Source organism: Mesorhizobium sp. M0074 (genome assembly GCF_040322975.1).
Classification (GTDB): domain Bacteria; phylum Pseudomonadota; class Alphaproteobacteria; order Rhizobiales; family Rhizobiaceae; genus Mesorhizobium.
This window is the reverse complement of the sequence record NZ_JAMYUM010000027.1, coordinates 42,992-60,432: the sequence shown is the minus strand read 5'-3', so window position 1 is coordinate 60,432 and position 17,441 is coordinate 42,992. Positions and strand designations below refer to the sequence as shown.

Here is a 17,441-nt window from a genome sequence, read left to right as displayed (position 1 = left end):
CGGGGGACGTGGCCAAAGCCACGCTTTGGATTGCTGATGTCAGCAAGAGGTTTAGTGTCGCCGGCCATCAGGTCCAGGCTCTGTCTCATGTTCATCTTGCAGTCGACGAGGGCGAGTTCGTCAGCATCGTAGGATCCTCGGGTTGCGGCAAATCCACCTTGCTGCGGGTCCTGCTTGGCCTCGACACTGAGTATGACGGCGACATTCGGGTCGATGGGCAGAGGGTGGAACGACCGAGTCTCGACCGCTCGATCGTTTTCCAGGAGCACAGGCTTTTGCCCTGGCTCAATGTCGAGGCCAATGTCGCGGCGGCGCTGCGCCAACGCCGATTGGACGCTGCCGAACGGAGCGAACTCGTTCGCGACCATCTGCATCTCGTCGGCCTCGATCAATTCGCCAAAGCCTATCCCGCCCAATTGTCGGGCGGCATGGCGCAGCGTGTGGCGATCGCCCGCGCGCTCGTGGCGAAGCCGCGCTTTCTGCTGCTCGACGAGCCGCTGGGCGCCCTCGACGCGCTGACCCGGCTACGCTTGCAGGACGAGCTTCAGCGGATCGTCCGACACGAGGGCACGACCGCCGTGCTCGTCACGCACGACGTCGATGAAGCAGTCTATCTCGGAGATCGGATCGTCATCATGCATCCCCATCCCGGGCGGATCGCCACGATTCTGCCCGTGACCGATGCCGTGTCTCGCGACCGCTCCGATCCGAATTTCATTCGGCTTCGCGACGAGGTTTTGTCCTGGCTTGGCGTGTCGCGGACTGGAAACGATGCTGACGCCGAACTCGCTCGCCGCAGTGCCTGACCGTCGACATGGCTTCAAGCAGCGCCTCAGCCTCGTCGACCGCAGGATGTCGCAGCCCTAGCCGGCAACTGCCCTTGTTCGGATCGTTCCAGAGGACCGCATAGATCTCCGGTCGGATAGGAGCATATCGCATTCTCGGGCGACTTCTTATGGTGTCAGGCTGCGCAAGCAAAGGCTTCGAAATTCCTCATCCTACGACAGGTATTGGGCTGTCGCCCCAAGCTGTGATCTTGGCCAAGTTGAAGGACGGATACGGAGCCCACAGATCCCCGGGTTCATGAACCGTTGAGGTCCGCCCGAATGGCGACTGTCGAGACCGCCCCGACCCTTACTCACAAGCCCAAGGGAGAAAGCCGGGGCAAAGTATCCCCTCGCCTGTCGCTGTGAAGCAGATGCAGGCAATGGTGTTTCAGGCGCATGAACTCGCCCGAGGCGATGATCTCGGTCATGCGCGGCCTCTCGAAAGGCACGGTGATTTCCTCGTGGATCCGGCCGGGCTGGGCCTGCATGACGATGATCCGGTCGGCGAGCAGCAGAGCTTCGTCGATATCATGGGTGACGAATAGGATCGTCTTGCGGAATTGCTCCCAGATATCGAGCAGCAATTCCTGCATTCGAAGCCGTGTCAGAGCATCGAGCGCCCCGAACGGCTCGTCCATCAGCAGCAGCCGTGGCTGGTTGACGAGAACACGCGCGATCTCGACGCGTTGCTGCATGCCGCCGGACAGCTGGCCGGGATAGCGCCCAGCAAAGCCGTTCAGACCGACGAGATCGAGCATTTTCTCCGCCTCGAGACGCCGCTGCCCGCGCTTGACGCCGCGCATCTTGAGGCCGAAAGCGACATTGTCGCGCGCATTCTTCCACGGAAAGAGCGTGTGGTGCTGGAAAACGATGCCGCGTTCCGGATGGGGGTCTTTTACGGGCTGTCCGTCGACCGAAAGGACGCCGGCAGCTGGCTTGATGTGTCCCGCCAAGGCGCCGAGCAGGGTCGACTTCCCACAGCCGGATGGCCCCAGAAGACAGACGAATTCGCCGGGAGAGACTTCGAAGCTCGCATCACTGACGGCTTCGAACGCACCGCTGCCGTGACCGAGCCGGATCGAAACATGATTGGCCTCGATACGGCCCGTTGCCGGGCGAAAGCTGCGCTCATGGGTGTTCATCATCTGCTGTCCTTCGTGTGCCATGGAAGAAGTGCCGCCCCTGCCGCTCGCAATAGGGCGCTGCTTCCCATGCCGAACAGCCCGATCAGGATCATGCCGACGATGATTTCAGGATAGTTTTGCAGCGTGTAGGATTCCCAGGTGTAGTAACCGATACCGAACTGGCCGGAGATCATCTCGGCGGTGACGAGACAAAACCAGGACGTGCCCATGCCGATGACGAGGCCCGTGACGATGTTCGGCGCCGCGCCTGGAACGATGACTTCCAACAGCATCGCCGTCCGGGTGCTCCCCAGGCTGCGCGCAGAGGCGATCAGCCTTGGATCGACGCTTTCCACGCCATGGACGGTGTTGAGCAGGATCGGAAACAATGCGCCCGTAAAGGTGATGAAAATCATCGAGAGGTCCGACGACGAAAACATCAGAACCGCAAGCGGAATCCAGGCGACGGCCGGGATCGGCCGCAGGAGCTCGAGCGGGGCTTGCAGGAAATCCCCGAGCCACCGTGAGCGACCGATGACGAGGCCGAGGACGATGCCGATCACGGCGGCGATGCCAAAGCCGGCGAGAACCCTTTCCAGGCTGCTCGAGACATGGGCAAAGAACTTGGGCGAGCGCAGGAAATCCAATGCTGCCGACCCGACATCCACGGGCAACGGCACATTCTCGAACGTGACAATGCCGAGATTCAGTTTGAGGCTCGATGCCATCTGCCAGAGAATGAGGCAGGTGGCGAGAGATCCTGTCCGGCGCAACCAGCGCCCAAGGTGGAAACGCGTCATGGCCAGCCTCAATTGCTGGCCATGATCGAGGCCTTGGCGGCAGCAAAATCCAGCACCTTGCCACCATGATCGTTTGCCCATTTCTCGGCATTTTCCTTTAGCAGGAAGGCGCTGACCTCGCCGCCGTCGGCACGCACGAACCAGGCCTGATTGCCGAGCAGCTTGATGCCGCTTTCACGGTCCTGGGCATAAAATACCCGGATCGATTTGCCCTCACCTTCGATGGCCTTGAGCGCCTTGAATGCGTTTTCCGGCGACGCATAATGTCGCACGAGCGGCTCACCCTGGATCCAAATCTCGGCAACACGCTTTGGATCGCTGATCGCCTCACCGGCAGCATCCTTGGCGTTCAAAGGCAGCTGGGCGTAGTTCTTGAGCGCGGCATCGTAGCCGAGCCCAGATGCCTTGAATGCGGCCCTTATGAACCGCTCGTCGACAAAGCTGTTCACGTCGAGCGACTGGTCGGTCTTTTTCAGGACCCTCAAAGTGTCGATCGCGGTGGCGACAGCCTGGCGGTATTCCGGCTTCCAGGTTAAATCACGGGTCTGAAGCCCGAGCGGTCCATGGAACAGGTAGTCGACCTCGGCTTCGACGCCCGTCACCTTTGCGATCAGTTCACTGTATTTCTCCGGCTCCTTGGCGATCAACTGGTCGGCCTCGATTGCGGCGCGAAGATAGGCAACAACGATCTCGGGATATCTTTCGGCATAGTTGGCATCGACCAGAGCACCGTGGAAAGTGGGCGTCTTTGCCTGCGATCCGTCATAGATCTTGCGTGCGAAGCCGCGCCAGGGGAAGAGTTCGGCAAATGGGACAAAATCGGCATGCGCCTCGATCTGGTTTGCCTGCAGGGCCGCGCCGGCAACTTCAGGCGCCTGGGTGATGATCTTCAAGTCGCGTTCGGCGTCCCAGCCCTGTGCCTTGGCGGCACGCAGCAGCATGCCATGCGAGGTCGATGCGAATGGAACGGAGATGGTTTTGCCCTTTAGCTGCGAGAGCGACTGGATGGGCGTAGCGGTCGGCACGACAATGCCGTTGCCGCTGCCGTTCACGCTGCCGGATAGCACGGTGATGAACAAGCTCTTTCTTCCGGCCTTGGTATGGGCGAGACCGTTGAACGAGCCGGGGAAATCTGCCATCACGCCGAAATCAAGCTTTCCGGCGATCTGCTCATTGGTGATCGGCGCGCCGCTCGTGAAGTTCTTCCACTGAATATCATAGGTGACGTCACTATACTTGCCGTCGTGCGGCAGGTATTTGTCGAGCAGCTTCAACTCACGGATCAGCAATCCGCCCGTGGCGGTATTGATGGTGGTGTCCTGCGTGCCGATCGCCACGCGGATGGTTTCGGCATCCGCTGCAGACGCGAAGCTGGCCGCCATAAGGGCAAGGGCAGCCAAATGTGTGCGAAAATACATGGTCCTACCTCGTGATTTGATGCCGGCATACGGCGGCTGGATTTGCCGACGCAGTGGCGATAGCCAACCGCTGTTCCGCAAATTTATGTGCCGATCGGCTGAAGGTATAAGCAATTACTTGCACCATTTCGGAGCCGGTCTTGGATCGCGGGCATCCGGCCGGTTTTCGCACGGATTAAAAATCGTCTTTCTGAAACAAGTGGTTAGATGCGCCGTTCGAAATTAGGGCAGAAGAATCATCTACGCCAGGCATGAAAGGCGCAACTATATTCCTTTTTTGTCTATAGAATTTATATACTTTTTACGCGTTTTCACGATGCGCAAGGAGCCGGATATGGGCCTCGAAATGCTTTCGACCGATTTCGAAGCTGAGCGTAAAAAACATGAGCCGGTGCTCGAACTGCCCGAGCAGGTCGTTCTTCCCGGCCATCGGGCGCTCTTTCTCAGCGAAAGCGTGGAAGGGCTCGACGACGGCGCGCATTTTCTCGATACCCTGACATCAGAGGAGTGGGCGAAACTTAGGGCGCATGGCCGACGTCTCGCTTTTGCGACCCGTCAGGCGATCTTCACCCAGGGCGATAGGCACGGTGGCATTTTCATCATCGAAAGCGGCAAGGTTCACGTGTTCTACACGGCACCGTCAGGACGCGAAATCACCCTCGCCTACTGGACGGTGGGGCATTTCATTGGTGGTCCCGAAATGACCGGCGGTGGAATTCATATCTGGTCCGGAGAGGCATTGAGTGAATGCCGGATGCTGTTCATACCGGCCACTGCGTTGAAGAAGCTCGTCGTCGAGCTTCCGAATTTCGCGCTCTGTCTTCTGCAGGGGCTTGCAGCGAAGGGCAGATGCTATTCGGCGATGGCTCAGATGCTCGGCACGCGTTCGGTGATCGAACGTCTGGCGCAGTTCCTGATGAATCTCGGCAACCTTCATGGCGTCCGCGATGGACGGGCAATCGTCATCAATGCCAAGGTGACGCATGACCAGGTTGCGGCCATGGTCGGCTCGACACGCCAATGGGTGACGATGATGATGAAGCGCTTCCAAAAGGAAGGGCTGGTAACGGTGACGCCGCGCCATATCCGCATCGAACGCCCTCACGCGCTGAAGGAAATGGTTTCGAAGCGCACGGCCGGGTGAGGCCGCGTTTCGGCTTCCACTAACCGAGCCGCGTCAGCGCCCAGCGAACGGTCTTGCGTACGTCTGGATCGGCGTCGCCGATATGCGCCATGAGAGCATCCCGCGACGATGGATCGGCGATTTCACCGAGCGCCGCCGCGGACTCCTTGCGCAGCGAGGCCATGTCGCTCGTCAACAGCTCGGAAATCTGCCGTACCGCCGATTGCGCCTTGAGCTTGCCAAGCGCATTCAGGCATTTTTGCCGAACCTGCCAGTATTCGTCGGAAAGGCCGGCGCTCAGTCCGTCGACGGCCGAGGTCTGGCCGATACGGCCGAGGGATTCGGCCGCCGCGGCCCGTACCTGCCAGCTCTCATCGTCGAGGGCAGCCGTCACAGCGGCCGCTGTGGCGGGCTGGCTCGTGAAGGACAAGGCTTTGACCGCAACCGACCGAACGCTGGCATCGGCATCGCGCGTCGCGGCGATGAGGGACGGCAAGGTCTCTTCCAGTTTGAGATAGGCGACGACGCCGAGCGCCTGTGCGCGGACATTGGCATCGGCATCCCGCATCGCCGCCAGAGCGGGGCCGAGTGCCCGACGCGAACGCAACGCTTTCAGCCCGCGAAAACCCGCCGCCCGGACGAAGGCGCGCCCATGACTGACGAGCGGCAGAATGGATTCAGCGGCCGCCGGATCCTTCAGTTCAGCAAGGCTATCGGCTGCCGCCTGGGCCACCGACAAATCCTGATCCGCCGCCAGACGGGCAAGGCCCGCAGCCGCCTCAACGGCGTCGAACTCGGACAGTGAGATCGCCAGCTGCAAACGCACGGTCGCGTCGGGGTCGGCAACGGCAGTCAGTAGATGCGGCAGCACATCCGCGCTCACGGTCTCGGCAAGGTCGATCACGGCAAGCCGTCGCACGGCCGCGTCTGCATCGTTCAGACGCTCGCCGATTTCCTCGATGTCGCCAAAATCTTCGAAGGGATCGAATGCAGTCATATCAGCGCAACAGATAGGGGATGTTGACGGTTACAGCGCCGGTCGGACAATCCTTCTCGCACGGCATGCAGTACCAGCATTCGTCGAATTTCATATAGGCTTTGCCAGTGAGATCGCTGATGCGCAGGACATCCAGCGGGCAGACATCGACGCAGACCGTGCAGCCCTTGTCGGCGATGCATTTCGCCTCGTCCACGACGACGGGAACGGTTGTGGGTGAAAGCGCAAGCGGCATGGCTTCCTCGTCAGGCTTGATTGGAAACGCGCAGACGGTCATAGGCCGTCCGCTCCTCGTTCTCGATCGGAACGATGTAGGGTTGGATTGGCAGCTTCTCAGAAACCAGGCGGCCGTCGACCTTGCGCAGAAGCGTGTGGCAGAACCAGTTGTCGTCATCCTTTTTGGGATAATCGACGCGGTTGTGATAAAGCCCCCACCGGCTCTCCGTGCGGAACAGCGAGGCATGGGCCGCCATGTCGGCGCAGTCCAGAATGGACGACACTTCGAGCGAACGCATCAGTTCATGTGCGTCGCGTGCGACAAGGGCGGTTTCGAGATCATCCCTGATCTCCGCAAGCCGCGCCTGGCCGATCTGCATCCTGGCCGTCACCTTGGGCGGCTGCAGATAGTCGTTGACCAGCCGCCGGGCCTTGTATTCCAGCTGGTTGGGCGGGATCCCGTCCTCGCGCCGCGTCGGTGCCAACACCCGCTCGCGCTCCGCCCGGACAAACTCGCTGTCGAAATCCGCAAGGTTGGTTTCGAGCGCGACTTCGGCAGCGTGCTCGCCGGCGACGGCTCCATTGGTGAAGGCGCCGAGCATATAGTTGTGTGGCACGCTCGCCATGTCGCCCGCGGCATAGAGGCCCGGCACCGTGGTCCGGGCGAATTCATCGACAAAAACGCCCGACGCGCTGTGCCCCGAACAGAAGCCGATTTCGGAAATGTGCATTTCGATCATCTTTTCGCGGTAATCGGTGCCCCGCGCCTGATGGAATCTGCCGCGCGACGGGCGCTCGACCTTGTGCAGGATCTCTTCGATCTCGCCGACCGTGTCGGCATGAAGGTGGTTGAGCTTCAGGAACACCGGCCCCTTGCCCGACTGTAGCTCGTTGTAGAATTCCTGCATCATCTGTCCCGACCAGTAGTCGCTTTCGATGAAGCGATTGCCTTCACTGTTGGCGGTATAGGCTCCGAACGGACCGGCAACGTAAGCGCAAGCCGGGCCGTTATAGTCCTTGATCAGCGGATTGATCTGATAGCATTCGAGATTCGCGAGCGCGGCACCAGCATGATAGGCCATGGCATAACCGTCACCGGAATTGGTCGGATTCTCATAGGTTCCGAAGAGGTAGCCGGAATGCGGCAATCCGAGCCGGCCCGCCGCGCCCATGCAGAGGATCACGGTCTTGGCACGCAGCACGAGGAATTCAGCCGTGCGCGTGTTCACAGCAGTGGCGCCCGCGATCCTGCCGTCGTTGGCGGTCAACAGGCGCGTTGCCATGAAGCGATTGGAGACCAATATCCTTTCGCGCCTGATCTGCCGGTAGAGCGCCTTCTTGACGGTATCGCCATTCGGCATCGGCAACACATAGGTTCCGAGATGGTGGACCTTCTTCAGGTCGAAATCGCCGTTGGCGTTCTTCTGGAAACGGATGCCGAAACGGTCAAGTTCCTGGATGATGTCGTAGCAGCGCGAGGCATATTTGAAGACCGGCGCCTGATCGACGATGCCGTCATTGGCGATGGTGATCTCCTTGGTGTATTGCTCGGGCGTCGCATATCCCGGGACGACGGCGTTGTTCAGCCCGTCCATGCCCATGCAGATAGCTCCGGAACGCTTCACATTGGCCTTCTCGAGCAGGACGACATTCAGCGCGGGATTTTTCTGCTTCGCCTTGAGCGCCGCCATCGGTCCGGCCGTGCCGCCTCCGATCACCAGCACATCGCAGGTGACTTCCGACAGCCCTTCGACAAAATTATCCATTCTCGTTCCTCACGCCGCAGAATCGGCGATTTCGCGCAAATAGCTCCAGGGATAGATGCCTCGGTCGTGCCCGTCGGAGAAAACCAGACGTATGGCGTATGAACCGATCGCCTCTGCGCTCGTCACGGCGACGGTCTCGAACGAATGTTCGTTACCCTCGATGTCCGCCCGCACCTGCTGTGCCGCCCGGCTGCGTGCTCGGAGCATGGACGCCGGGATAAGCGAGACCGCACCGTCATCCCATGTAACGGAGAGAAGGTTGCGCGCGGCGGTGACCTTGAGCTCAAGAGGTATCACGGCGTTCCCTGATGGTTCGCCTCATCTTAGGGACCAGCGGAACCTGGACACGCAATAAATTGCCTGCGGCCAGCATGCGTATTGAAACCGGGATAAGTCCGGCTTGCCGCATGATCGCGGTCGAGTAGCTCAGCCATTCGGCTTCCGCCCTCACAGATCCGGGCCGCCTGCAGGTCTTGAGGCGCGCAAAGGTTGCTCTCTAAGCTGGGTAACACCGCCCTCAGCTCGCCGTCAGCTTGACCGAGCATCATTCGGAGTAGGGCCTAAGCAGCCCGGACTCGCTGCGAAGAAACAAGTTTCGCATTCCAAAGGGAGACGAAATTCGGCCCAAAGCTTACGGCTGAAACGCGCTTCGCAGCAGGCTGCACGCCTATATCGAAAATGCGCAACGCACTGCGGCAAGAACGCCAACAAAGGTGTCGAGCTGCTTGGGTACTGACTTGCCAAAATCGACATCGCGACAGTTGCGCTCCGATGGCGCGAAATATCTTCGGCTCTTCGTGGAAAATTCTCGAGCAGGGGATCGGGAAGCAAAGCTGAACTCGACTCGGTCGGGGGATAACCAACAGCTCGCAGATCAACACGCGCACGACGGCGGATGCAGCGCTATGGTCCTCGGTGCCGACGAGCATCGCGATAGTCCTGCCGAGCTGTATTTGCTTTCAGCGACAACCGCGACTATGAAGCGACGCTTCGCCGACTGTGTTTCAAGCTGCCCGGAGAATTCCATGACAGAAGAAGCCGAAAAAAACATCGACAACCTCATCGAGCTCACCGCCGATGTCGTCTCCGCCTATGTCTCCAACAATCCGATCCCGGTGGGGGATCTCCCTGCCTTGATCGGACAAGTGCACGCCGCACTGAAAGGCACGGCCGGAAGCGTCTCCGCAGAAGAGCCGCAGGCTCTGAAGCCTGCTGTCCCGATCAGGAAGTCGGTGACAGCGGACTACATCATCTCCCTTGAGGACGGAAAGAAATTCAAATCGCTAAAGCGCCATCTGTCGACCCACTATGGGCTGACGCCGGATGGATATCGGGCCAAATGGGGCCTGCCGGCGGATTATCCCATGGTCGCGCCGAACTACGCCGCGGCGCGCTCGTCATTGGCCAAGACGATGGGGCTCGGCCGCAAACCGAAAGAGCCGGAAATGCCGGAGCCGGCACCGGCGAAGCCGACCCGCAAGAAGGTCGCAGCTTGATTTCGTCTACCGGAGATTCGTTCTGGAGCGCTGCAGCTGCCAACGGCATAATCTGCGCGGAATATGAAAGGGAGGAGCCCCTTTCCTTTCAAATCTGCGTCGCGAACAGGGTGCGTTTCGTGGCTGCGGCTGCGTCGCCATGTTTTCAATTCGCGCACAGGCTGCGTTCCTGCAAACGCCGCTTCGTAACGCAACGCAAAGGGTTTTGTAGCATGGGTACTCGAAATTTCATCGCAGCAGCCTCCCTCGCCATGATGGTGACCGTCTCGTCACCCTCCGAGGCCCGCACCCCCTTCACCAACGACACCGCCTCGCGCACCCAGGCTTTGGCCCTGCTGGAAACCCTCAACGCCGACCTGCTCAGCCACCACAGCGCCACGCTCACACTGGAACGATGGTGTGGTGACCACGGGCTGGCGCCGGAAGCGAAGATCGTCGCCCATCGCGTGAAGGGCGACGCCAAACTGCTGCCGGAAAATGCCCGCCAGGCGTTGGGCATCAGCGCTGACGAACCCGTGCAGTACCGCCGTGTGCAGCTCGCCTGTGGCGAGCTGGTGCTCTCCGAGGCCGATAACTGGTACGTCCCGTCGCGCCTCACACCCCAGATGAACCAGGTGCTCGACACCACCGACCAGCCCTTCGGCAAGGTGGTCCAGCCGCTGCACTTCCGCCGCCAGACCATTAGCGCCGAGCTGCTGTGGTCGCCGCTGCCCAAGGGGTGGGAGATGGACGCGCCGCTGCCGGCGGAGGGGAAGGGGGCACTGGCCATTCCCCATGAGGTGCTTCGGCACCGGGCCATCCTCTATACCGGGGCGAACCAGCCCTTCAGCCTGGTGGTGGAGACCTACACAGCCGAGGTCCTGGCCTTCGGCCGCCGCTGAAAGGCCGCGAGTTTTCGCGCTCCCGAACTGACTACTTGAACTGAAGCCCCGGAGCGGCCCTATCGCTGTAAAGTTTGACTACTCCATATCAGAGGCATGGCTCCTGAGATATTCGCAGCAATCGCCAATCGTGGTCTCGCCGATGCGCAGCGCGTTCCACAGCGTTCGGTAGATCTCACGCTCGGGAACGTAAAGCGCACTGTCGGGTACGATCGGCTTGCCGCGTCGAACTTGGGAGGGCCGCCGCCAAACTGCGGTGCCGTCGCTGACATCGACGAGAACAAGCCCCTCCTTGGTTGCGAAGCGGTCGCGGAACCCGGCAATTGGAGTCTCTCCGACCGTGGAGACCCGGGCCGACTTGGGAATGAGACCGCGAAATGCCGATAGGCGAGGTGGACGCGGGCGGCGTCGAACTGCTGTTCCCCATCGCGCATGTCCTCGAGCATTTCGACGAGATGACCGTACCGGCATCAACACGCCGGTCGTGACCGCGCCGATGCCCGCACAACCCTTGCCGGGCAGCATCGCCACGGCTTCGAGGCTGGCCTTCGCGCTCGTTCACAAATACGTCGACGGCACGCCGCTCTACCGCCTGGCGCAGGCCTTCGAGCGCGCGGGTGTTCCTGTCAGCCGTGGCGCACTGGGCCACTGGGTGATCGGCTCGAGCGAAAAGCATCTCTCCCGCATCTATGACGCGCTGAAGCTGCGGCTCAGATCGCAGCCCCTCATCCATGGCGACGAGACGACTGTTCAGGTCCTGAAGGAAAAGGATCGAGAGGCCGCAAGCACCTCGTACATGTGGGCTTACCGGAGCGGCGAGGACAGTGACGAGCCTATCGTGCTGCTCGATTATCAGCCGGGTCGCGGCCAGATACACCCGCAGACGTTCTTGGGCGATTGCCGCGGCATAGTGATGAGTGATGGCTATTCCGCTTGGCGCACGCTGGAAGGGCAACGCATCTTGGATGCATGGTCCATTCGAGGCGGCGCTTCGTCGATGCCCTAAAGGCGAGGAAGAAAGGCGGCGGGCCGCCGGAACAGGCGCTCCGGTTCTTCGAACAGCTCTATCGGGTTGAAAGGCAGGCACGGAACGAAATCCCCGATGACCGCGAAACGCGAGATCACTGCATTCGCCACTTCCGCCAACAACATAGTGTCCCCATCCTCCATGCTCTCAAGGCATGGCTCGACGACATCGCCCCAAAAGTCTTGCCGGACAGCAAGCTCGGCGACGCCGTCTCCTACACCCTGAACCAATGGGGATATTTGACTCGTTACACCGAGGACGGCAGCATGCCGATCGACAATAATCTTCTGGAGCGTGACATCAGGATTTTTGCGATGCGTGAGTCATTATGCACTCCCTCGTCAAGTATCTGTAAACATTGGCAGCGTGTCCACGTCGGCAACGCGACACGGGCGACCTTTTCGGGCCACCGCCGTTTTGAACGGCCCCGCCGCCAAGTCGTCGGCACGGATTTGATAGGGTGCGCCAGGAACAACCTGTGCAGCAGGAAGAACGCCGGTTTTGATAAGGCGGCGTATCGCGTGGTTTGTGACGCCTAAGGCCTTTGCTGCTTCGGTCATCGTGAGCCATTCACCGTCTTTTTCAGCGGATCGATAGGCATGGATTCCACGCACTCGCCGAACGGAAGAGACGCGGTGCGCCGTCCACGTTTTTCCCTGTCCGGTGGGTAATCCCATTCGATTGAGCGAGGCGGCGATATGCTCGTCAGACCAGCGACCGGCTATGCTGCGCATCACCCCCAAAGCGTCGTCGGTCGTCGCGCAACCGTGCTCGCCAGCTCGAGGCTTGCGAACCCGCAGTTCTGAGTGCTGGCCGCCCCGCCAATGGATCATTAGCACGACGTCCCGTACCGCGTCGTCGACATCGACGATGATGTCGGCGATCAAGGTTCGTAGCAGCTGCTGGCGCGCACGCATCGTCACATCAGGTCCATTCCAGGCTGCTGACAGGTTTTCTGCCATATTGGCGAAGGCACTGGGATCGACCTCAATGGCCGGTGGCCTGTCAGTAGGCTGGCGGGTTTCAAGATCCCGCAAGCGCAGCAGCGTGGTCTCCCAGCTTTCGCGATTGTCGGGATCGCAGGCAGCGTAGCGGCGCTCAGCAAGATTGGCCTCGTAACGGGCCTGCTGAAGTTCCAGATCGAGGATCTGGCGTTGATCATCTTGTCGTTCCCGGTGCATCCGCTCCGCCTCGAACGCGGCCTCGATCGCCATGGGTTCTACCGCTCGCAACAGCTCACGCGCAACAGCCGCGTCAATCCGTGGGCCGCCGAAGGTCATGCACCTGGGCAAGCCCATCATCAGGTTTGGCTTGTCGCAGCGATAGACAGGTCGACTTTGCGGATTTCCGGTATAGGAAACGCTCAGTCGCCGCCCGCACCGTGCACACGTCATGATGCCTGACAGCAGCGCTTTCCCGCCGCGGCCCGATTTTACACCGCCGGCGCGACCGTAGTTGTTGAGTGCCAGCTGCTTCTGGTTTCGCTCGTACTCATCCCAACTGATATATAACCCTCGTGATGATCCTTGATCATCACCTCCCAGGTTCCGACAGGCTTGCGATGTCCGTAGCTTCGCCGCGCTCGCCCGTCGACAATGGAGGTTCGCTTTTCGCTTTTGCCGTAAACGTAAACACCTGCGTAAAAGGGGTTTTTGAGAACGGCGATCACATTGCGATAACGGATCGGCAACCAGACGAAGCTGGTCATGCGGCCCTCATCAGAAGGCCGAGGGAAGTGGATCTGATCCGCTGTCATCGACAACAACACCTGGCGCGCGCTGCCGAGTTCACGGAAGCGCGCGAAGATGAGCCGGATTACCTCCTGTAGCCGTGTATCTGGGTCGAGCCCAAGCCCAGCTTCGCGATGCCAGATGTAACCGAACGGTACCGACAGGCGCAGCTCCCCCCGGCGCGCCTTGATCTGGCGGCCTCGAGCATCCGTGCCTTCAGCACGCCCAGTTCGAACTCGCTGATGCTTCCCTTCATGCCCAAGAGCAGACGATCATTAGGCAGGCAGGGGTTGTACACGCCATCGTGGTCGATGACGCGGGCTTCGACAAGTCCACACAACTCGAGCAGATGATGCCAGTCCCGCCCATTGCGTGCGAGCCTCGATGCGTCCAGGCACAACACGGCGCCGATCTTGCCCGCACACAACCATGCAACCAGCCGATCGAAGCCGGGGCGCGCCACTGTTCCGCTTGCTGATCGGCCAAGATCGTCGTCGATGACTTCGATATCGGCGAAGCCGCGCTGTCGCGCAATGTCGACCAGATCATATTGCCGTCGCTGGCTCTCTAGGTTGGTCATGACCTGCGACTGCGTCGACTGGCGCACATAGACGACGGCCTTGCGCTTCAAGAGCGCAGTTGGAATCAGATCAGTGCTGGTCATCATCGAGCTCCTCGACGACCAGACCGGCGGCCTGCATGAGGATTTGGGCGAGCGTCAACAAGGCGTTCGCCCGCTCCACTTTGCTCATCCCCTCCAGCCTGTGGGGTTCGAATATCAGGCTCATCTGCCTGCCCGAGGTCGGTGCAGGCACGTTGTGCTGTTTCATCGACTTTCTCCCGTGCGATTCCATGAAGTTTGCGGAAACAGCGGCCGGCGTGACCAGCGTCTTCAGATCAGATAAGGCCGTGAGATCAACCTGTGGCGGGCCAAATGTCATGCCCGCGCAAGCGACCGAATCATCCAGCCTGGAATCGATACGACAATGCCCGATGGGTATTGCACCTTGAGAAACTGGCCCGTTACCCGCTGCTCCAAACGCCGCACGCTGACCTTTCGGCCAAAATATGGATGCCAGCGATAATGAACCTCCAGCTCGTCCCCGACATGGGCACAAGGAAGAGTTGGCTGTTCAGCGACACAGTGGCAGGCGCCAGGGCCAGCGCTGTCATCTACAGCCTGATGCTGACCTGCCGCGCCTGTGGCGTCGAGCCGTTAGTGTGGTTGCGCCACGCACTCACCGAATTGCCTCAGCGTGCCGAAGACGCCGATATCGATGATCTGCTGCCCTTCAACTTCGCCAACGCCACTGCCTGATCAGACCAGATGCCTTTCCCAATTCGAAGGCGATCCGTCGAAATCGCGGGCGTCAACGTGCGGGGAAAATAGCGCTTACGGTCATTCTGCACCGATCAGCCTGGCTTGCTGGAGGTCGAGCTTTCCGCGCCCATACATCTGCCGTTTTACAAGCTTGAGCTTGGTGATCTGTCCTTCCGTCTGCCCGTTGGACCATGGCTCGGTGATCGCGGCGCGGACGGCAGCGCGGTCGCGAATGATGCCATTGGCGAAAGACGCGATAAAGCTTTTGCTGGCGCGCCGTCGTCGCCTTGCCCATTCGCTGACGACACCCAGACGTCTCGCTTGCATTGTGGCAACCCGATATCCATTGCCCATCCAGGAAGCGCAGCCAGGCTTCGAGTGAACTCTGGCGGTCGCGGAAGATATCGGTCTGCTGGCCACGGACCATTTGACGGACCATCTTACGGCTATGGCCGGTGCGACGCACGATCTCCTTGATTGGATCGCCTGCGCCCGCCAGCTTCATGATCGCTGAGTTCGTCTCCTCGCGCTGCAGATAACCCTTATACTGCAGCTTCTCCGCGTAGGTGAGCAGGTTTGGATCGACCCTGGTGGCGCCGATCGCGGCACGGATCGAACGCATCGACTTCCGGACGGCATGGAGGAAAGCCGCGCTCGCATTCTCCATGAGATGCCAGCGGATCGGCGACCTGAACCGCTTTGGGCAACGCCTCGCCGTCGCACTGGAGTCATCACGCGCCATTCAGGCACGTTCGGTATTGTCCGATACCCGACAATGTCGGGTACGCAACGTAACAGAACCTGATCAATCAGATGTTTTTAAATGCTTTCTGCTTTGGCACGTTACATGCAAGGCTATCCGCAAAACGAGTACGTACTGAGGAGAAGTCTCCCATGGCCACGAAAACCGCTGGCGAAGGTTTCCACCACCGATCTTACCCGCTTCAGAAAACGCAACCAAGATTATCGCTCAGGACTTCTGCCCTCGATTCCATCGAAAAAGTACTCCGGAAAAGAATCCCGTTTCGATCCTATCATCGTTAAATCGTGAGTGTGCGATGCGACCGACGAAATGAAACCTGGACATGAGATCAGGTGCGCAGGCTGTCAATCGGCGTTACCGGAACCCTGGTCGACATCCAGACCTGTTAGAGTGGATGCTCCTCCCGACGACATCGCGATGGGCCAATATATCTTCCAGGTCGCCGATTACAGCATCATGACCTCTTCCAGGGGAGCTCAAAAGCCATCTGAGGTCGATGGGCATGAATTCCGACTTATGCCACCTCCCAAGGCGTACCGGACCGGCAGCGAACTCAGTCTCCTGCCGGGCATTCGGTTTTAGGGTGGATGTGCCGCTGGCGTTCAGACCTCACCGTATTTTGTTGGTCGCCTGCTGCCAATACGCTGCCGTTGCGTAGTGACGGGTTTTTTCAAAAGACTTCGCCTTAGAAGTTCAAACGAAACCGCCAATTGATGGAAATTGAGACGTCAGAGCGATGTCGCGTCGCCTAAAATCTCGTGCTTGAGGAGACGAAAGTGAACACTTCCAAACCTCTCCTAGGAAACGTGGGCATGGACAAAGACGTGTCCCCTCATCTCGCCCTGCCCTCTAACCCTGTCCTGCTCGGCGGCGAGAACCGCTCCGGCACCACTCTGCTCAGTGTCCTGCTCGACTCGCACCACGACCTGGTCGTCGGCCCGGAGATCGATTTCACCGAACCTATTAACCTCGGCCCGCACATTCTCGCGGTGTGCGACCTGATGGATGCCCGCGACTCGCGGCTCGCCGGTAGGACGAAGGACACCGTTGACCCTGAGTGGTACGACGGCGGGCACTTCGTTGTGCAGTGCGAGCGTTTCGGTCTCGACCGCGACGATGTACGGAGCCTGGTGATCAGCCTGATGGCCGAGCGCGGTACCGATCTGTCCGCCTTGGAGGACCGCTGCCTGCTCATCAACTCCATCGGCGAATTCCGGCGTGAACAGACGGGAGCCCGACGATGGGGGCTGAAGCTTCAGCGGAGGATCCAGGACATCGGCACGTACGCCGCTATCTGGCCACAAGCGCACTTCATCCACATCATCCGCGACGGCCGCGACCTGACTGCCTCCCACTTCAAGACCGTCCCCGACTGGGGCTACCGGACCGTCGCGGAAGCCGCGCGCGGCTGGCTGGAGGTCGTCACCCGGCCCCGCCGTGCTGCGCCCGACGGCCGCTATCTGGAAGTGCGGTATGAGGATCTGGTCACCCGCCCCCGCGACACTGTCGAGCGGATGCTGGACCACCTCGGCCTGCCATGGGACGATGCGGTCCTGCACCACGCGGAGCACGAGCACGCATTGTTCGACAACCCCTGGGGCCATCCCGCAGCGGAGGCCGCGGGTAAGCCGCTGTATACCGGGCGTAACGGACGGTACCTGCAGGACCTCACGCCCGGGGAGATCGAGGAATTCGAGCGGATCGCCGGGAAGGAACTGGAACACCTAGGCTACGACCTGTCGATGCCGGATCCGGAAAGCGCGGGGTGACGCCGTAGGCACACGAAGCGCTCCGGCGACGCCTGCCCCGCAGCTTCTACCCTCTTCTCGCGACCGGCCGGCGCTCCTCGTGCACCCATCGTTTCCGCTCCTCGCAGATAAGGCGCGCCATATCATGAAGTTCACTGACATACCATCACTCGGTCTGTCTCCGGGCGGTCTCACCGTCTGGCG

At 60.4% G+C, this 17,441-nt stretch carries 13 protein-coding genes and 4 pseudogenes; 7 read left to right on the top strand and 10 right to left on the bottom strand.

The genetic code is table 11. The annotated features are described in order from the left end of the window. The first annotated feature begins 8 nt into the window (after window positions 1-8). Entirely contained in the window at window positions 9-806 is a 798-nt protein-coding gene (locus tag NKJ73_RS28805) for an ABC transporter ATP-binding protein (protein WP_352571926.1), read from the top strand. A gap of 332 nt (window positions 807-1,138) precedes the next feature. Here NKJ73_RS28805 and NKJ73_RS28800 read toward each other — a convergent pair whose 3' ends face one another. The 3 genes from NKJ73_RS28800 to NKJ73_RS28790 are packed head-to-tail and all read right to left on the bottom strand — an operon-like array spanning window position 1,139 to window position 4,169. Further along, complete coding sequence (locus NKJ73_RS28800) at window positions 1,139-1,969, bottom strand: ABC transporter ATP-binding protein (protein ID WP_352571964.1); 831 nt, start codon at window positions 1,967-1,969, stop codon at window positions 1,139-1,141. Next, window positions 1,969-2,751 carry an ABC transporter permease gene (locus tag NKJ73_RS28795; protein ID WP_352571925.1) on the bottom strand — a complete coding sequence of 261 codons (783 nt, stop codon included), beginning with the start codon at window positions 2,749-2,751 and terminating at the stop codon, window positions 1,969-1,971. Before NKJ73_RS28795 ends, NKJ73_RS28800 begins: the two co-directional genes overlap by 1 nt. Window positions 2,752-2,759: 8 nt before the next feature. After that, on the bottom strand, window positions 2,760-4,169 hold the full coding sequence (locus NKJ73_RS28790; RefSeq protein ID WP_352571924.1) for an ABC transporter substrate-binding protein: 1,410 nt from the start codon (window positions 4,167-4,169) through the stop codon (window positions 2,760-2,762). Between the two features lie 334 nt (window positions 4,170-4,503). Between NKJ73_RS28790 and NKJ73_RS28785 the strand changes: the two genes are divergently transcribed. Next, the gene (locus NKJ73_RS28785; RefSeq protein WP_352571923.1) at window positions 4,504-5,313 is read left to right on the top strand and encodes a Crp/Fnr family transcriptional regulator; all 810 of its coding nucleotides are present in this window, start codon (window positions 4,504-4,506) and stop codon (window positions 5,311-5,313) included. Window positions 5,314-5,332: 19 nt separating this feature from the next. Here the strand turns inward: NKJ73_RS28785 and NKJ73_RS28780 are convergent, their stop codons facing one another. Genes NKJ73_RS28780 through NKJ73_RS28765 form a run of 4 tightly spaced genes read right to left on the bottom strand, consistent with a single transcriptional unit; the run spans window position 5,333 to window position 8,568 of the window. Next, a complete protein-coding gene (locus NKJ73_RS28780; protein ID WP_352571922.1) occupies window positions 5,333-6,289 on the bottom strand; it encodes a HEAT repeat domain-containing protein in 957 nt (318 codons plus the stop codon). A 1-nt stretch (window position 6,290) separates the two neighbouring features. After that, window positions 6,291-6,524: a 4Fe-4S dicluster domain-containing protein gene (locus tag NKJ73_RS28775; protein ID WP_031256548.1), complete on the bottom strand. Its 234-nt coding sequence runs from the start codon at window positions 6,522-6,524 to the stop codon at window positions 6,291-6,293. A 10-nt stretch (window positions 6,525-6,534) separates the two neighbouring features. Beyond that, on the bottom strand, window positions 6,535-8,271 hold the full coding sequence (locus tag NKJ73_RS28770) for a fumarate reductase/succinate dehydrogenase flavoprotein subunit (protein WP_352571921.1): 1,737 nt from the start codon (window positions 8,269-8,271) through the stop codon (window positions 6,535-6,537). 9 nt (window positions 8,272-8,280) lie between these two features. Next, the gene (locus NKJ73_RS28765; protein ID WP_352571920.1) at window positions 8,281-8,568 is read right to left on the bottom strand and encodes a gamma-butyrobetaine hydroxylase-like domain-containing protein; all 288 of its coding nucleotides are present in this window, start codon (window positions 8,566-8,568) and stop codon (window positions 8,281-8,283) included. A 728-nt stretch (window positions 8,569-9,296) separates the two neighbouring features. Between NKJ73_RS28765 and NKJ73_RS28760 the strand changes: the two genes are divergently transcribed. The 3 genes and pseudogenes from NKJ73_RS28760 to tnpC all read left to right on the top strand — a co-directional run. Next, a complete protein-coding gene (locus NKJ73_RS28760) occupies window positions 9,297-9,767 on the top strand; it encodes a Ros/MucR family transcriptional regulator (RefSeq protein ID WP_352571963.1) in 471 nt (156 codons plus the stop codon). A gap of 251 nt (window positions 9,768-10,018) precedes the next feature. Then, complete coding sequence (locus tag NKJ73_RS28755) at window positions 10,019-10,648, top strand: hypothetical protein (protein ID WP_352571919.1); 630 nt, start codon at window positions 10,019-10,021, stop codon at window positions 10,646-10,648. Window positions 10,649-11,090: 442 nt separating this feature from the next. Then, window positions 11,091-11,989: pseudogene (gene tnpC, locus NKJ73_RS28750) on the top strand (IS66 family transposase); the annotation flags it as partial. 27 nt (window positions 11,990-12,016) lie between these two features. Here the strand turns inward: tnpC and NKJ73_RS28745 are convergent. Together NKJ73_RS28745 and NKJ73_RS28740 are read right to left on the bottom strand one after the other, a co-directional pair. Continuing rightward, window positions 12,017-14,069, bottom strand: a pseudogene (locus NKJ73_RS28745) (recombinase family protein). Continuing rightward, window positions 14,056-14,235, bottom strand: a complete 180-nt coding sequence (locus tag NKJ73_RS28740) for a hypothetical protein (RefSeq protein WP_352571918.1) — start codon at window positions 14,233-14,235, stop codon at window positions 14,056-14,058. The pseudogene NKJ73_RS28745 and the gene NKJ73_RS28740 overlap by 14 nt, the downstream one beginning before the upstream one ends. A gap of 287 nt (window positions 14,236-14,522) precedes the next feature. Between NKJ73_RS28740 and NKJ73_RS28735 the strand changes: the two are divergent. Next, window positions 14,523-14,723 (top strand): annotated as a pseudogene (locus tag NKJ73_RS28735) (transposase domain-containing protein); the annotation flags it as partial. Window positions 14,724-14,804: 81 nt separating this feature from the next. Here NKJ73_RS28735 and NKJ73_RS28730 read toward each other — a convergent pair. Then, a pseudogene (locus NKJ73_RS28730) lies at window positions 14,805-15,436 on the bottom strand (transposase); the annotation flags it as partial. A gap of 865 nt (window positions 15,437-16,301) precedes the next feature. On the opposite strand from NKJ73_RS28730, the gene NKJ73_RS28725 reads away from it, so the two are divergent. After that, a complete protein-coding gene (locus tag NKJ73_RS28725) occupies window positions 16,302-17,258 on the top strand; it encodes a sulfotransferase (RefSeq protein ID WP_352571917.1) in 957 nt (318 codons plus the stop codon). Window positions 17,259-17,441 lie beyond the last annotated feature (183 nt).

What these genes read in the sequence shown, in the direction of transcription:
- NKJ73_RS28760 (WP_352571963.1), top strand. Translation starts at nt 9,297, where the DNA reads ATGACAGAAGAAGCCGAAAAAAACATCGACAACCTCATCGAGCTCACC.
- NKJ73_RS28740 (WP_352571918.1), bottom strand. Translation starts at nt 14,235, where the DNA reads ATGAAACAGCACAACGTGCCTGCACCGACCTCGGGCAGGCAGATGAGC.
- NKJ73_RS28755 (WP_352571919.1), top strand. Translation starts at nt 10,019, where the DNA reads ATGATGGTGACCGTCTCGTCACCCTCCGAGGCCCGCACCCCCTTCACC.
- NKJ73_RS28790 (WP_352571924.1), bottom strand. Translation starts at nt 4,169, where the DNA reads ATGTATTTTCGCACACATTTGGCTGCCCTTGCCCTTATGGCGGCCAGC.
- NKJ73_RS28770 (WP_352571921.1), bottom strand. Translation starts at nt 8,271, where the DNA reads ATGGATAATTTTGTCGAAGGGCTGTCGGAAGTCACCTGCGATGTGCTG.
- NKJ73_RS28800 (WP_352571964.1), bottom strand. Translation starts at nt 1,969, where the DNA reads ATGAACACCCATGAGCGCAGCTTTCGCCCGGCAACGGGCCGTATCGAG.
- NKJ73_RS28725 (WP_352571917.1), top strand. Translation starts at nt 16,302, where the DNA reads ATGGACAAAGACGTGTCCCCTCATCTCGCCCTGCCCTCTAACCCTGTC.
- NKJ73_RS28775 (WP_031256548.1), bottom strand. Translation starts at nt 6,524, where the DNA reads ATGCCGCTTGCGCTTTCACCCACAACCGTTCCCGTCGTCGTGGACGAG.
- NKJ73_RS28795 (WP_352571925.1), bottom strand. Translation starts at nt 2,751, where the DNA reads ATGACGCGTTTCCACCTTGGGCGCTGGTTGCGCCGGACAGGATCTCTC.
- NKJ73_RS28785 (WP_352571923.1), top strand. Translation starts at nt 4,504, where the DNA reads ATGGGCCTCGAAATGCTTTCGACCGATTTCGAAGCTGAGCGTAAAAAA.
- NKJ73_RS28780 (WP_352571922.1), bottom strand. Translation starts at nt 6,289, where the DNA reads ATGACTGCATTCGATCCCTTCGAAGATTTTGGCGACATCGAGGAAATC.